We start from the raw sequence: 13,066 nt of genomic DNA on the forward strand, positions 1-13,066 counted from the left end.
CGCCGGGCCAGGAGTGCCAGGAGGCTGCGGGCGACCTGGGTGGCCCCGTGCACCGGCTTGACCAGCGCCCTGACCTTCCCGCCCCCGTCGAAGAACGCCGTCACGTCCGGCGCCAGCACGGAGACCAGGAGCGTCTCGTCCTGTGTCACACAGGCCCGGCAGACCTCGACGGCCAGAAGATCACGCTGCTCGGGCGGCGTCGGCCGGGCACGCCGCGCCCGCAGACTCTCCCCCGCACGCTCGGTCGGCCCTGCGCTCGCCGGGCCGGCACTCGCCGGCCCGCGTTGCCGGACGATGTCCGCGATCCCGCCGCCCGCCATCCCGGGCACATCACCGGGCACATCACCGAGCACGAACAGCGCCCGCTCGGCCGGAGAGAGCGAGTCCACCGCCTCCAGCAACACCTCGGTGACCTGCTCGGGCAGTGCCAGACGGGACAGACAGATACCGCCCGCGACCCTCGCCAGCCACGATCGTGGGGCCGTGATCCGCTCGCGTGCGGGCTCGGACAGCTCGTACCACTGCCGGTACGTCTCGTCGATCACCCGCTCGGCCGCGGGCCCGCTGCCCAGCATCCAGCACGCGACATCCAGCAGATGCCGCCGCTCCTCCAGCAGCTCCCCGATCGGCACCGCACCCTCACCACACCCCATGCGACACCCTTCCCCTTCGGGTTCTCGAAGCGCGGTCGACTCGTCAGTGAGACCGGACAGCCGCGCGGGTTGTGACATCCCGGCCGCGGCCCGATGAATGATGCAACCATGTGTCGGCTCTCGACAACCTTGGGACTTCATGGAGAGCCTCACCGGAGCCGTCTCGGACGATCCGGCCTGCTGCATATGATGTCCGGGGACACCTGTTCCCGCGTCCAGGCCGGGGACAGCGGATGAGAGGAACACGTGGTCTCTGTGACCGATACGGCGCGCAACATCGAGATCACCGCCGAGAGCCTTGAAGCGGACCTGGCTCGCCTGCAGATCCAGAAGCAGGCGCTGGAGAGGGAGCTGGCCGCGGTCGTGGCACACCTCGGCTCCGTCCAACGGGCCCTCGGTGCCCTCGAGACCGTCATGTCCGCCCCGGCCGCCGCTGCCCCGCCGACCACGGCCCCGCCCTCGGACCACGGCCGGGAACAGAGCCGGGGCCGGGCCCGTGCCGCGGCGTCCGCCGAGCCGCGGAAGACCGTCGCCGCGGCCAAGTCCGCGAACGTCACCACCGCCACGGACGCACCGCAGAAGTACGGCAAGCTCACCGAGCAGATCATGGGCTACTTCGCCGAGGTCGGCGACGCCGACGTGCGGGCCCGTGACGTCGCCGCCGCGCTCGGCCGTGACACCGACAGCGGAAGCATCAACGCGGTGCGCAGCACACTCGATCGCCTCGTCGGCATGTCCCGTCTCCAGCGGGCCGGCCGAGGCCTCTACCGCGCCCGGCGTTCCTAGACGTGTGACACGCTGTCTCACAGTCACTTGGCTGATGCTCCGGATCCCGGCCCGTCCCAGACTCCTGGTAGCCCAGATGCTCCGGGCGAGGAAAGGGGACGGACCGATGAGCGGGAAGAGCTTCGGCCTCGAGGACGAGCCAGTGATGTGCCGGACGCTCGTCCGGCTTGTCAGGGAGGACACCTACCATCCCGTCGTGACGGAACTCCGTTACGACAGCGCCGATCCGTACGCGGTACGGGTGATCTTCAACGCCCACACCGACATGACCATCGAATGGTCCTTCGGACGCGACCTCCTGTCCTGCGGTCGGCGGCAGCTCAGTGGTCTCGGTGACGTACAGGTCTGGCCGTCCGAAATCCTCGGCTCCGGCATGGTGTTCATCTCCTTGCGCGCCGGAGAGGACATGGACGTCGTGGCCGCGTCGGCCGCGGTGATCGACTCGTTCCTCGAACGGACCCTGGAGGTCGTGCCGCTGGGCGAGGAGGAACGGTTCCTGGACATCGAGAGCCCCGCCGGCCGGCTGCTGGACGACATATGACCCGCCCCACCCGCGCCTCGCCGTTCAGGAGCCGGTCAGGACGACGAGCCGACGGGTGGCGCGGGTCATCGCGACATAGCGGTCGACCGCTCCTTCGACGCCCGTGCCGAACTTCTCGGGATTCACTAGGACGACCAGGTCGAACTCGAGGCCCTTGGTCAGCTCCGGGGGCAGGGAGCGGACGCGGGGCGTCCCGGGGAAGGCCGGGGCGCCGATGACACAGGCGATTCCGTCGGCGTGGGCGGCGAGCCAGTCGTCGAGGACCGCGTCCAGGTCCGCGACGGATCCGTGGACGACGGGAACGCCGTTGCTGCGGATGGAGGTCGGGACGTTGGCGTCCGGCAGCGCGGCCCGGACGACCGGCTCGGCCTCCGCCATGATCTCGGCCGGGGTCCGGTAGTTGATGCTCAGGGAGGCCAGGTCGATCCGGTCGAGCCCGATCCGCTCCAGACGCTCCCGCCACGACTCGGTGAACCCCCGCCGGGCCTGGGCGCGGTCCCCGACGATGGTGAAGCTGCGGGACGGGCATCGCGACAGCAGCATCTGCCATTCGGCGTCGGTGAGTTCCTGGGCCTCGTCGACGACGATGTGCGCGAACGGGCCGGCGAGCAGATCGGGGTCGAGCACGGCCAGTTCGGACTCGTCGACCAGACTGACCCGGGCGTCCGCGCCCCGCAGCATGCTCACCAGGCCCTCGCCGTCGTCCCCGTCGGCGCCGGAGTCGGCCACGGCGTGGATGAGGTTGTCGACGACGTGGGACATGCGCTCGCGCTGGGCGGCGATGACGGCCTTGTCGCGCTGTCTGCGCCGCGCCGCCTCCGGGTCGCCGAGCCGCTGCCGGGCCGCGTCGAGCAGCGGCAGGTCGGACACCGTCCAGGCCTGGGGGTCGGCGCGCTGGAGTCGTCGTACGTCGTCGGGGCTCAGCCAGGGAGCGCACATCCGCAGATAGGCGGGCACCGACCACAGGTCCCCGACCAGGTCGGCCGCCTCCAGCAGCGGCCAGGCGCGCTGGAGGGTCCCGAGGAGCTCCTTGTCCTGGCGCAGCGCCCGGCGGAACTGCTCCGGCGGGAGGTCGTCGCCGTCGTACCCGTCCCGCAGGATCTCGACGAGCCTCTCCCAGATCTGGTTGCGGGCCTCGTTGTGCGGGGTGCCGGGTTCGGGCGCGTCGAACGCCTCGGCCCAGTCGGCGGCGGTCAGCCGTACGGCGGTGTGGTCGACGGTGACCGTCATGCCCTCGGCGGGCGGCTCCTCGTAGAACCGGACGGCCTTCTCGATCGCCTTCACGAGGTCCGCGGACGCCTTCAGCCGGGCCGTCTCCGGGTCCGTCTCGGCGGTCGCGTCGGCCCCCTCGGGGACGAGGTCGCGCAGGACGCAGGTCTGGACGCCCTCCTCGCCGAGGCTCGGCAGGACGTCGGCGACGTACGACAGATAGGGCCGGTGCGGGCCGACGAACAGCACCCCGCCCCGGCGGTGCCCGAGGCGCGGGTCGGAGTAGAGCAGGTGGGCGGTGCGGTGCAGGGCGACGACGGTCTTGCCGGTGCCCGGGCCGCCGTCCACGACGAGGGCGCCGCGCGAGCCCGCCCGGATGATGGCGTCCTGGTCGGCCTGGATGGTGGAGAGCACGTCCCGCATCCGCTCCGACCGGTTGCCGCCCAGACTGGCGATGAAGGCGGACTGGTCGTCGAGGGACGCGGCGTGCCCCTCGAACCCGTCGGCGGTGAACACCTCGTCCCAGTAGTCGCTGATCCGGCCCCGGGTCCAGCGGTACCGGCGGCGGCTGGCGAGCCCCATCGGGTCGGCGTGGGTCGCGGCGAAGAACGGCTCGGCCGCCGGGGAGCGCCAGTCGATCAGCAGCCGGCGGCCCTCGCTGTCCGTGAGACCGAGCCGGCCGACATACACGGGTGCGGAGCCGTCCGCGCCGGCCATGTGCCCGAGGCACAGGTCCAGCCCGAACCGGCGCAGGGTCCGCAGCCGGCCGGTCAGCCGATGGACCTCGATGTCCCGGTCCATCGCCTGCCGGCCGGTGCCGCCGGGCGCCCTGAGTTCGGCGTCGAGGCGCTCCGAGAGTTCGGCGATCGACTGCTCGAGGGACTCCGCGATCGCCGCGAAGTGCCGCTCGTCGGCGGCGATCAGCGCCGGATCGGCCTTCTGGGAGAGCTGGGCGGGGAGGTCGAACGCACTGGGCACACGCACTTCGTGAATCTCTCTTTTCCGCTGGATCCTGGCCACGACCAGGGATTCTGCGGTACGAGGGGGGCCTTGCCGCAAGCCCCCCGGTGCGCTATACGTTGAGAGTGGCGGGAGAGGGGTCTCCTGCCTCTTTCTTTTTCGCTTTTCGCCCGCGCGTCAGGCCACCGGATCCAGGAACGTCAGCACCGAGGCGTCCTCCTCGATCAGCGGGACGAGCGCCGCGTTGAACGGGCCGCCGTACGGGGCCTTCAGATGGGCCTGGAAGGCGTCCTCGTCCCGGTACACCTCGAAGATCCAGTAGGCGCGCGGGGCGGCCGCCTTGGTGTACACGTCGAAGGCGAGGTTCCCCTCCTCCTCGCGCACCGTGCGGGCGTACTCCCCGATGAGTCGGGCGACCTCGTCCTCGGCGCCCTCGCGGGCGGTGAACTCGGCGAGCAGTGTCTTCGTCATGGTCTCGGGTCCTTGTCAGTCGCGGGCTGAGGTGATGAACGGGGGTACGGACTCCTCCAGCCGGCTGTGCCACGGGGGGTTGGGTCCGGCGACCGAGCAGGTCAGGGCGGCGACCCGGACGGCGAAAGCGCAGGCCTCGGTGACGTCGTCGAGGCCGAGGCCGGTCAGCCGGCCGCCGAGGTGACCGCGGGCGCCGAGGTGGTGCAGCAGTCCGGCGGTGAAGGAGTCGCCCGCGCCGACCGTGTCGACGACCCGCGTGGTCACCGCCGGGACCCGCACGCGTTCCCCGTCGAGCGAGGCCAGGGCGCCCTCGGCGCCGAGGGTGATCACGACGAGCCGGGCCCCGGCCGCGTGCCAGATGTCGCAGGCCCGCTCGGGCGTGGTGCCCGGCAGCAGCAGCTCCAGGTCGTCCTCGCTGAGGCGCAGGATGTCGGCGAGGGAGCACCAGTGCGCCAGCCGGGCGCGGTAGACGTCGGGATCGACCAGGAGCGGGCGGACGTTGGGGTCGATGCTGACGGTCGCCCGGGAGGCGGCCGTGGCCAGGAAGTCCTCGACGACCGCCGCGCCGGGTGCGCGGACCAGGGCCAGGGAGCCGGTGTGCACGCACGCCGTGCCGGACAGGTCCACCCGGTCCAGTTCGTCCGCGGTCCACTGCCAGTCGGCGGTGTTCTGGGCGTGGAAGGAGAACGCGGCCTGGCCGGTGTCGTCCAGTTCGGCCACGGCCAGGGTGCTGGGTTCGGCGGCCCGGACGGCGTACGACAGGTCCACTCCGGAGGCCTCCAGGTGGGCGCGGAACAGCCGGCCGAAGACATCGCCGGACAGGCGCGCGAGGAAGCGGGCCGGGGTGCCCAGCCGGGCCAGCGACACGGCCGTGTTCGCGGGTCCGCCGCCCGGGAGGACCCGCAGGGCGAGCTCGTTCGGGGCGCTCGCGGACTCGGTGAACGCGTCCGCGACGCATTCTCCCAGGACAGTGATCTGACGCGGGCTCATGGGCTGCTCTTCTCTGCGACGACCGGGGGCTGCGGCCGTGCGACGGTGACCGTGCGACGGTGGCGACGGCTGGGGGACGTTGCCGATTCGTGACGGGTGGAGGGCATTGACGTTTCCGGCAGACGGAGTCCATCATCCTCGCCATGCAGTGTCAACGATGACATAAGTCAACGATGACAACTCGGGACGGCATCCCTCGATGCCGGCCGCGCCGCTCGCAATCCCGCAGGAGTCGTTCATGTCTCGCACCACTCGTCTCTCCTCCTCCCTCCTCAGAGTCGCCGCGGTCACGGGTGTCGCGGCCCTGACCCTGACGGCCTGCGGGTCCGGCTCCGGCTCGGACTCCGCGAGCTCGGGCTCGGGCTCGGGCAGCGTCAAGGTCGGTCTGATCACCAAGACGGACACCAACCCGTTCTTCGTGAAGATGAAGGAGGGCGCGGAGCAGGCCGCCAAGGAGAACGACGCCCAACTGGTCACCGCCGCAGGCAAGTTCGACGGGGACAACGCCGGTCAGGTGACCGCGATGGAGAACATGGTCGCCTCGGGGGTGAAGGGCATCCTGATCACCCCGAGCGACTCCAAGGCCATCGTGCCCGCGATCCAGAAGGCCCGCGCCAAGGGGGTCCTGGTCATCGCGCTGGACACGCCGACCGAGCCGGAGAGCGCGGTCGACGCCCTCTTCGCCACCGACAACCTCAAGGCCGGCCAGCTGATCGGCGAGTACGCCAAGGCGGCCATGGCGGGCAAGACCGCGAAGATAGCCACCCTCGACCTGGCGCCCGGCGTCTCCGTCGGCGTCCAGCGGCACAACGGTTTCCTCAAGGGCTTCGGCGCCACCGACAAGGACGTGGTCTGCGCCCAGGACACCGGCGGCGACCAGGCCAAGGGCCAGACGGCGATGGAGAACTGCCTCCAGAAGGAGCCGGGCATCAACGTCGTCTACACCATCAACGAGCCGGCCGCCCTCGGCGCGTACACCGCGCTCAAGGCCAAGGGCCGGGAGAAGGACGTCCTCGTCGTCTCGGTCGACGGCGGCTGCACCGGCACCCAGGCGGTCAAGGACGGCAAGATCGCCGCGACCTCGCAGCAGTACCCGCTGAAGATGGCCGCCGAGGGCGTCAAGGCCGTGGTGACCTACGCCAAGGACGGCAAGAAGGCCTCCGGCTACACCGACACCGGCGTCACCCTGATCACCGACAAGGCGCAGACCGGCGTCGCCTCCAAGGACACCGCGTTCGGCCTGGAGAACTGCTGGGGCTGAGCCGCCCGCACCCGGCCCGTACGACGCCCTCCCCACCGTACGGGCCGCCCTCCCCCTCCGGGCCTGTGTCATACCCCCGGATCAGCGCGCCAGGAATATGACACAGGCCCTCAGCGACATCTGTCTTCCGACAAGGACTTCGCATGACAGCCACGACCACGCCACCGCCCACGTCCACGCCGTACGCCGAGCTCAAGGCACCGACCACGGCCCGCAGACTGCTCACGGCACCGACCACCGGCCCGCTGGTCGCCCTCCTCCTGGCCTGCGCCTTCTTCTCCTTCTCCACCGACCAGTTCCTCACCGGCGGGAACTTCTCGCTGATCGTGCAGCAGGTCATGGTGGTCGGCACCCTCGCCATCGGACAGACCCTGATCATCCTCACGGCCGGCATCGATCTGTCCTGCGGCGCCGTGATGGCGTTCGGCAGCATCGTGATCGCCAAGATGGCCGCCCAGGGTTCCCTTCCGCCGCTGCTCGCCATCGCGCTGGGCCTGGTGGTCTGCGGCGGCTTCGGGCTGCTGAACGGGCTGCTGGTGCAGAAGATCCCGCTGCCGCCGTTCATCGTCACCCTCGGCATGCTCAACGTGGCGTTCGCGCTGACCCACATCTACTCCGAGGAGCAGACGGTCACCGGTCTGCCCGGCCCGCTGACGGCCCTCGGGGAGACCTTCCCGCTCGGCCGCACCGACATCACCTACGGCTCCCTCGTCACCATCGCCCTGTTCCTCGCGTTCGCCTACGCGCTGAGCAGCACCGGCTGGGGCCGGCACGTCTACGCCCTCGGCAACAGCCAGGAGGCCGCCCGGCTGAACGGCATCCGCACCTCCCGGCTGACCATCGGCATCTACGCCGTCGCCGGTCTGCTCTACGGCGTGGCGGCGCTGCTGCTCATCTCGCGCACCGGAGTCGGCGACCCGCAGGCCGGCCAGACCGACAACCTCGACAGCATCACCGCCGTGGTCCTCGGCGGGACCAGCCTCTTCGGCGGCCGGGGCTCGGTCCTCGGCACGTTCATCGGCGTGCTCATCGTCGGTGTCTTCCGCAACGGGCTCCAACTGATGGGCGTCGCCTCCATCTACCAGACCCTGATCACCGGTGTGCTGGTGATCCTCGCGGTGACCGTCGACCAGATCTCCCGGAAGAAGGCCCGATGACCACCTCGGACTCCCCCACCCCCGTGCTGCAGGCCCGCGGTCTGGTCAAGCGCTACGGCCATGTCACCGCCATCGACGGCGCCGACTTCGATCTGCTGCCCGGTGAGGTCCTCGCCGTGATCGGCGACAACGGCGCCGGCAAGACCAGTCTGATCAAGGCCCTCACCGGGGCGGTCGTCCCCGACGCGGGCGAGATCCGGCTGGGCGGCAAGCCCATCACGTTCTCCGGTCCGCAGAGCGCCCGCGCCCATGGCATCGAGACGGTGTATCAGGACCTCGCCGTGGCCGCCTCGATGGACATCGCCTCGAACATGTTCCTCGGACGCGAGCTCCGACGCCCCGGTGTCCTGGGCTCCGTCTTCCGGATGCTGGACAAGAAGCGGATGCGGCAGGAGGCCGCCGAGCACATGGCCGATCTGAAGATCGGGCTGCGCTCGCTGACCCAGTCGGTGGAGACGCTCTCCGGCGGGCAGCGGCAGGCCGTGGCGGTCGCCCGGTCCGTCGCCTGGGCCCGTTCCGTCGTCGTCATGGACGAGCCCACCGCCGCCCTCGGCGTCAAGGAGTCCGGTCAGGTCCTGGACCTGATCCGCCGGGTCCGGGACCGGGGCATGCCGGTCGTCCTGATCAGCCACAACATGCCGCACGTCTTCGAGATCGCCGACCGGATCCACGTCCACCGCCTCGGCAGGCGCGCCGCCGTGATCAAGCCCTCCGACTACTCCATGGCCGAGGTCGTCGCCGTCATGACCGGCGCGCTCACCATCGACGAGGCCGGAGATACTGTCGTGACGGATTCCAAGGCCGCCAAGGCCGCCGGGGTCCAGGCCGGCTAGAACCGCTCGCACAGGTTCTGGCGACACGATTCGACTCCAAGGTTCTGCCCGAGGCCGCGGGCGGAACCGACGAGCACAGGAGATCCGCACCTCCATGGCAGCGAACCGCCGCCCCACCCTGGCCGATGTCGCCCGTGAAGTGGGTGTCAGCGCCAAGACCGTCTCCCGCGTCCTCAACGAGGACGGGCCCGCCTCCGCGCAGACCAGGGAACAGGTCCTCGCCGCCGTGGCCCGGCTGGGCTTCCAGCCGAACCTGATGGCGCGCAACATCCGCGTCGGCGGTCCCGACACCACGGTCGGACTGGTCATCCCCGACCTCGGCAACCCCTTCTTCGGGGCGGTTGCCAGCAGCATCGAGGACACGGTCCGCGACCGGGGGCTGACCCTGCTCATGGGCTCCTCCGCGGACGACCCCGAGCGCGAACGCGCCCTGACCGCCACGTTCCTGGCGCGCCGGGTCAGCGTCCTGATGGTCGTCCCGTCCGTCGGCGCCGACCACTCCCATCTCAAGACCCACCGGTCCGGCGGGCTGCCCGTCGTCTTCCTCGACCGGCCGGGCACGGGCCTCGCCACGGACAGCGTCGTCAGCAGCAACCGCTCGGGCGCCCACGACGGCGTCGCCCATCTCATCGCCCACGGCCATCGCCGTATCGGCTTCATCGGGGACCTGCCCACCAAGCTCTACACCCGCCGCGAGCGTCTGGCCGGATACCGCGAGGCGCTGCGGGAGGCCGGCCTCCCGGACGACCGCCTGCTCGTCACCAACGCCCACGACCAGCACGGCGCCTCGGCGGCCACCGCGCAGCTCCTGGAGCTGGCCGATCCGCCCACGGCCCTGTTCGCCGGCAACAACATCGTCGCGCTGGGCATAGTGACCGAACTCGCCCGCAGCCACCGCAAGGACGTCGCGGTCGTCGCCTTCGACGACGTGGCCCTCGCGGACGCGCTCGAACCGGCGCTGACGGTCGTCGCCCAGGACCCGGAGGAGATCGGCCGCACCGCCGCGACCACCGCCCTGTCCCGCCTCGACGGCGACCGCTCCCGCGCCCGCACGATCACCGTGCCGACCCGGCTGATCGTCCGGGGGTCGGGGGAACGCCCGGCCCCGGTCCCGGGCGGCGGTGCCGGTGGCCGCCGGAGTTCGTGAGAGTCCGTGGCAGGCGTTACGTCCCCGCCGCCCCGTTCCGCGATCGGCGCGGGGTCGTGAAACTCCGTACGCGGTGTCCCCGGCGGGCGAGAAGCTGAGGTGAGCCCCGGTCGCGCCCCAGGGCGGAACGCCGGTGCGGAACACCCGGAGCGGGTGCGCCTGGAGCGGAACACCCGAGGCGGGTCCGCCCGGAGCGGAACACCTGGCGCGAGTGCGCCCGGAACGGAACACCCGGCGCGGGTCCGCCCGGAGCGGAACACCCGGCGCGGGTCCGCCCGGAACGGAACACCCGGCGCGAGTGCGCCCGGAGCGGAACACCCGAGGCGGGTCCGCCCGGAGCGGAACACCCGAGGCTGGTGCTCCCAAGGCGGGTGCGCCCGAGGCGGGTGCGCCCGGGCCGTCACCCGACCGCCCTGCGCGCCCGCCCCGTCCTGCTCGCCCGGCCCGCCCTGCTCGCCCTGTCCGCCGGGACACCGCGTGCGCGGTGATCAGCTCTCGGTCAGGGTGACGTCCTGCTGCTGGATCGCGTGGAAGCTGGGCAGCGGCAGGCCGCCGCGGGGTTCGAGTTCCGTGATCGTTGCCTCGACGTGGGCGGGGCCGGCCTTCAGCGCGTTCGCCTGCACCTTGCCGGTGTTCTGCCAGGCGTGGACGGCGCCGTCGCACACCGCACGGCTGCCGCCGATGCCGTAACGGACGGTGGCGCCGTCCTGCTGGACGGCGGAGCTGATGAAGACCGGTCCCGTGCTGCCGACGCAGCGGTAGGTGCCGGAGAGGGTGACGGTGCCGTCGGCGGCGATCGTGCCGGCCTCCGCGACGGTGACGGTCTCGGTGGGGTCGGCGGTGGCGGCCTGGGCCGGCGGCGCGAGCAGGGCCAGGGCGGCGCCGGCCGCCGCGGCCAGAGCGGGGCGAAGCAACATGGAAGAAGACCTCCTGTGGTGGGGGATCTCCACTGGTACCGGGCGGACGGGCCCGAGGCCGTGACCGTCACCCCTTCGGTGGCGAGTCCGCACCGGTCGTCGGCGAACGGTCCTGGAGTTGTCCTGGTGCTGTCACGCTTCGGGAAACACCCTGGCGATGCCTCGGGGGGCGGGCGCATGGTCGTTCCATGCGAGGCCGACCGGACGGCCGGCCCCCCACCGACGTGGAGGTGCGCCATGTGTTCCCACTCCTTCGCCGCCGCTTCTGCCGACGCCCGCCCCCTGCACGTCGTCGCGGCCCACCCGGAGCAGGGCTGGAACCTGCTGTGCGACGGCACGATCGTCTTCGACGACTCCGGCGAACTGCTCCCCGACGGCAGCGTGGTGGCCCCCCACCGCGTCCCCACGGACCGCCTGACCGTCGCGGCCTGACCCCGGCCACCGCCCGCGGTACGCCGCCGGCGGGCACGACGAAGGTCACATCCGGCGGTGACACCGATGGTGACCAGCCGTGATGCCGACGACCTAAAATGATCAACGTGTCCGACCAGCCCGCACCTCGGTCTCTCATCGTCACGCTCTACGGCGCGTACGGCCGCTTCGCGCAGGGTCCGCTGCCCGTCGCCGAGCTGATCCGGCTGCTCGCCGCGGTCGGCGTCGACGCGCCCTCCGTACGCTCCTCGGTGTCGCGGCTGAAACGGCGCGGACTGCTGCTGCCCGCCCGTACGGCGCAGGGCGCGGCCGGGTACGAACTCTCCGTCGAGGCCCTGCAGTTGCTCGACGACGGGGACCGGCGCATCTACGCCTCGGCACCCGACGCGGACGAGAGCTGGGTGCTGGCGGTGTTCTCCGTACCGGAGTCGGAGCGGCAGAAGCGGCACGTCCTGCGCTCCCGGCTGGCCGGCCTCGGCTTCGGCACGGCCGCCCCGGGCGTGTGGATCGCCCCGGCCCGGCTGTACGAGGAGGCCCGGCACACCCTCCAGCGGCTCGGGCTGGAGGCGTACGTCGACTTCTTCCACGGCGCGCACCTCGGCTTCGCGCCCAGCGTCGAGGCGGTCGCCCGCTGGTGGGACCTGACGGCGCTCGCCAAGGAGCACGAGGTGTTCCTCGACCGCCACGCGCGCGTGCTGCACGCCTGGCAGCGGCGGCCGGACACCCCGCCGGAGGCGGCGTACCGCGACTACCTCCTCGCCCTGGACTCCTGGCGCCATCTGCCCTACGTCGACCCGGGACTGCCCGCCCGTCTGCTCCCGGCGGACTGGCCGGGGGCCCGTTCGGCGGCCGTGTTCCACGGGCTGCACGAGCGACTGCGTGACGCGGGCGCGGAGTTCGCCGGGGTGTGACCCCACGGACACCAGGCGTCACTCAGCCAAACCTCAGGTTCCTTAACAACTCCTCTCAGACTCCTTACCTACCGTTCGTCGGGTTGTACGCCGGGTAGGAAAGAGGTTTGTTGCGGATGACCAGCACGCCAAGGGCCGTCGCTCCGAGGACCCAGGGGGCCACGGTCTGGCTCACCGGACTGCCGAGCGCCGGCAAGACGACGATCGCCCGCCTCCTCGGTGAGCGGCTGAGGGCCCAGGGACACCGTGTGGAGGTCCTGGACGGCGACGAGATCCGCCGTTTCCTCTCCGCCGGTCTCGGCTTCAGCCGCGCCGACCGCAACACCAACGTGCAGCGGATCGGGCTGGTCTCGGAGGTCCTGGCGCGCAACGGCGTACTGTCCGTCGTCCCCGTCATCGCCCCGTACGCCGACAGCCGCGAGGCGGTGCGGCTGCGGCACGAGAAGAGCGGGACGCCGTATCTGGAGGTGCATGTCGCCACCCCGGTGGAGGTGTGCAGCGAGCGGGACGTGAAGGGGCTGTACGCCCGGCAGGCGGCGGGCGAGCTGACCGGGCTGACCGGCGTCGACGACCCGTACGAGGTGCCGGAGGACCCCGCGCTCGTGCTGCCGACGCAGGAGCAGACCCCGCGGGAGTCGGCGGACGCGGTGTACACGCTGCTGGCGGAGCGGGGGCTGGTGTGAGCGGGTACACGCTCTCGCATCTGGACGCGCTGGAGTCCGAGGCGGTGCACATCTTCCGCGAGGTGGCGGGTGAGTTCGAGAACCCGGTGGTCCTGTTCTCCGGCGGCAAGGACTC

14 protein-coding genes and 1 pseudogene are annotated in these 13,066 nt (G+C 71.6%); 10 read left to right on the forward strand and 5 right to left on the reverse strand.

The window, feature by feature from the left end; translation table 11 throughout:
• A partial coding sequence (locus ABZ464_RS51200; RefSeq protein WP_359289742.1) for an RNA polymerase subunit sigma occupies positions 1 to 632 on the reverse strand: 632 nt, incomplete at its 3' end.
• A gap of 267 nt (positions 633 to 899) precedes the next feature.
• Between ABZ464_RS51200 and ABZ464_RS51205 the strand changes: the two genes are divergently transcribed.
• Positions 900 to 1,439, forward strand: a complete 540-nt coding sequence (locus ABZ464_RS51205; RefSeq protein WP_359289744.1) for a hypothetical protein — start codon at positions 900 to 902, stop codon at positions 1,437 to 1,439.
• A 196-nt stretch (positions 1,440 to 1,635) separates the two neighbouring features.
• Positions 1,636 to 1,980 carry an SsgA family sporulation/cell division regulator gene (locus tag ABZ464_RS51210; RefSeq protein ID WP_359289746.1) on the forward strand — a complete coding sequence of 115 codons (345 nt, stop codon included), beginning with the start codon at positions 1,636 to 1,638 and terminating at the stop codon, positions 1,978 to 1,980.
• Between the two features lie 24 nt (positions 1,981 to 2,004).
• On the opposite strand, the gene helR is transcribed toward ABZ464_RS51210, so the two are convergent.
• The 3 genes from helR to ABZ464_RS51225 all read right to left on the reverse strand — a co-directional run bounded on the left by helR (position 2,005) and on the right by ABZ464_RS51225 (position 5,610).
• Positions 2,005 to 4,173 (reverse strand): RNA polymerase recycling motor ATPase HelR, encoded by a 2,169-nt coding sequence (gene helR / locus ABZ464_RS51215; RefSeq protein WP_359289748.1) that lies wholly within the window; start codon positions 4,171 to 4,173, stop codon positions 2,005 to 2,007.
• Between the two features lie 153 nt (positions 4,174 to 4,326).
• Entirely contained in the window at positions 4,327 to 4,620 is a 294-nt protein-coding gene (locus ABZ464_RS51220; RefSeq protein ID WP_359289750.1) for an antibiotic biosynthesis monooxygenase family protein, read from the reverse strand.
• A gap of 15 nt (positions 4,621 to 4,635) precedes the next feature.
• Entirely contained in the window at positions 4,636 to 5,610 is a 975-nt protein-coding gene (locus ABZ464_RS51225; protein ID WP_359289752.1) for a carbohydrate kinase, read from the reverse strand.
• A 238-nt stretch (positions 5,611 to 5,848) separates the two neighbouring features.
• Here ABZ464_RS51225 and ABZ464_RS51230 point away from each other — a divergent pair, with 238 nt between their 5' ends.
• From ABZ464_RS51230 to ABZ464_RS51245, 4 genes are all read left to right on the forward strand, one after another.
• A complete protein-coding gene (locus ABZ464_RS51230; protein WP_359289754.1) occupies positions 5,849 to 6,871 on the forward strand; it encodes a sugar ABC transporter substrate-binding protein in 1,023 nt (340 codons plus the stop codon).
• 143 nt (positions 6,872 to 7,014) lie between these two features.
• Positions 7,015 to 8,028 (forward strand): ABC transporter permease, encoded by a 1,014-nt coding sequence (locus ABZ464_RS51235; protein ID WP_359289756.1) that lies wholly within the window; start codon positions 7,015 to 7,017, stop codon positions 8,026 to 8,028.
• On the forward strand, positions 8,025 to 8,861 hold the full coding sequence (locus ABZ464_RS51240; RefSeq protein WP_359289758.1) for an ATP-binding cassette domain-containing protein: 837 nt from the start codon (positions 8,025 to 8,027) through the stop codon (positions 8,859 to 8,861). Before ABZ464_RS51235 ends, ABZ464_RS51240 begins: the two co-directional genes overlap by 4 nt.
• A gap of 94 nt (positions 8,862 to 8,955) precedes the next feature.
• Entirely contained in the window at positions 8,956 to 10,008 is a 1,053-nt protein-coding gene (locus ABZ464_RS51245) for a LacI family DNA-binding transcriptional regulator (RefSeq protein WP_359289761.1), read from the forward strand.
• A 488-nt stretch (positions 10,009 to 10,496) separates the two neighbouring features.
• Here ABZ464_RS51245 and ABZ464_RS51250 read toward each other — a convergent pair whose 3' ends face one another.
• On the reverse strand, positions 10,497 to 10,925 hold the full coding sequence (locus tag ABZ464_RS51250; protein WP_359289763.1) for a DUF6299 family protein: 429 nt from the start codon (positions 10,923 to 10,925) through the stop codon (positions 10,497 to 10,499).
• A gap of 237 nt (positions 10,926 to 11,162) precedes the next feature.
• Here ABZ464_RS51250 and ABZ464_RS51255 point away from each other — a divergent pair, with 237 nt between their 5' ends.
• The 4 genes and pseudogenes from ABZ464_RS51255 to ABZ464_RS51270 all read left to right on the forward strand — a co-directional run.
• Positions 11,163 to 11,357: a DUF5999 family protein gene (locus ABZ464_RS51255; RefSeq protein ID WP_359289765.1), complete on the forward strand. Its 195-nt coding sequence runs from the start codon at positions 11,163 to 11,165 to the stop codon at positions 11,355 to 11,357.
• 98 nt (positions 11,358 to 11,455) lie between these two features.
• Positions 11,456 to 12,268 carry a PaaX family transcriptional regulator C-terminal domain-containing protein gene (locus tag ABZ464_RS51260; protein WP_359289767.1) on the forward strand — a complete coding sequence of 271 codons (813 nt, stop codon included), beginning with the start codon at positions 11,456 to 11,458 and terminating at the stop codon, positions 12,266 to 12,268.
• Positions 12,269 to 12,384: 116 nt separating this feature from the next.
• Positions 12,385 to 12,951, forward strand: coding sequence for an adenylyl-sulfate kinase (gene cysC / locus ABZ464_RS51265; RefSeq protein WP_359289769.1), 567 nt, complete (start codon positions 12,385 to 12,387; stop codon positions 12,949 to 12,951).
• Positions 12,948 to 13,066 (forward strand): annotated as a pseudogene (locus ABZ464_RS51270) (sulfate adenylyltransferase small subunit); the annotation flags it as partial. The gene cysC and the pseudogene ABZ464_RS51270, both read left to right, overlap by 4 nt.

Source organism: Streptomyces sp. NPDC005820, from assembly GCF_040630255.1.
GTDB lineage: Bacteria > Actinomycetota > Actinomycetes > Streptomycetales > Streptomycetaceae > Streptomyces.

Coding starts and splice junctions, on each gene's coding strand:
- ABZ464_RS51220 (WP_359289750.1), bottom strand. CDS start 4,620: ATGACGAAGACACTGCTCGCCGAGTTCACCGCCCGCGAGGGCGCCGAG.
- ABZ464_RS51225 (WP_359289752.1), bottom strand. CDS start 5,610: ATGAGCCCGCGTCAGATCACTGTCCTGGGAGAATGCGTCGCGGACGCG.
- ABZ464_RS51230 (WP_359289754.1), top strand. CDS start 5,849: ATGTCTCGCACCACTCGTCTCTCCTCCTCCCTCCTCAGAGTCGCCGCG.
- ABZ464_RS51235 (WP_359289756.1), top strand. CDS start 7,015: ATGACAGCCACGACCACGCCACCGCCCACGTCCACGCCGTACGCCGAG.
- ABZ464_RS51240 (WP_359289758.1), top strand. CDS start 8,025: ATGACCACCTCGGACTCCCCCACCCCCGTGCTGCAGGCCCGCGGTCTG.
- ABZ464_RS51245 (WP_359289761.1), top strand. CDS start 8,956: ATGGCAGCGAACCGCCGCCCCACCCTGGCCGATGTCGCCCGTGAAGTG.
- ABZ464_RS51250 (WP_359289763.1), bottom strand. CDS start 10,925: ATGTTGCTTCGCCCCGCTCTGGCCGCGGCGGCCGGCGCCGCCCTGGCC.
- ABZ464_RS51255 (WP_359289765.1), top strand. CDS start 11,163: ATGTGTTCCCACTCCTTCGCCGCCGCTTCTGCCGACGCCCGCCCCCTG.
- ABZ464_RS51260 (WP_359289767.1), top strand. CDS start 11,456: ATGATCAACGTGTCCGACCAGCCCGCACCTCGGTCTCTCATCGTCACG.
- cysC (WP_359289769.1), top strand. CDS start 12,385: ATGACCAGCACGCCAAGGGCCGTCGCTCCGAGGACCCAGGGGGCCACG.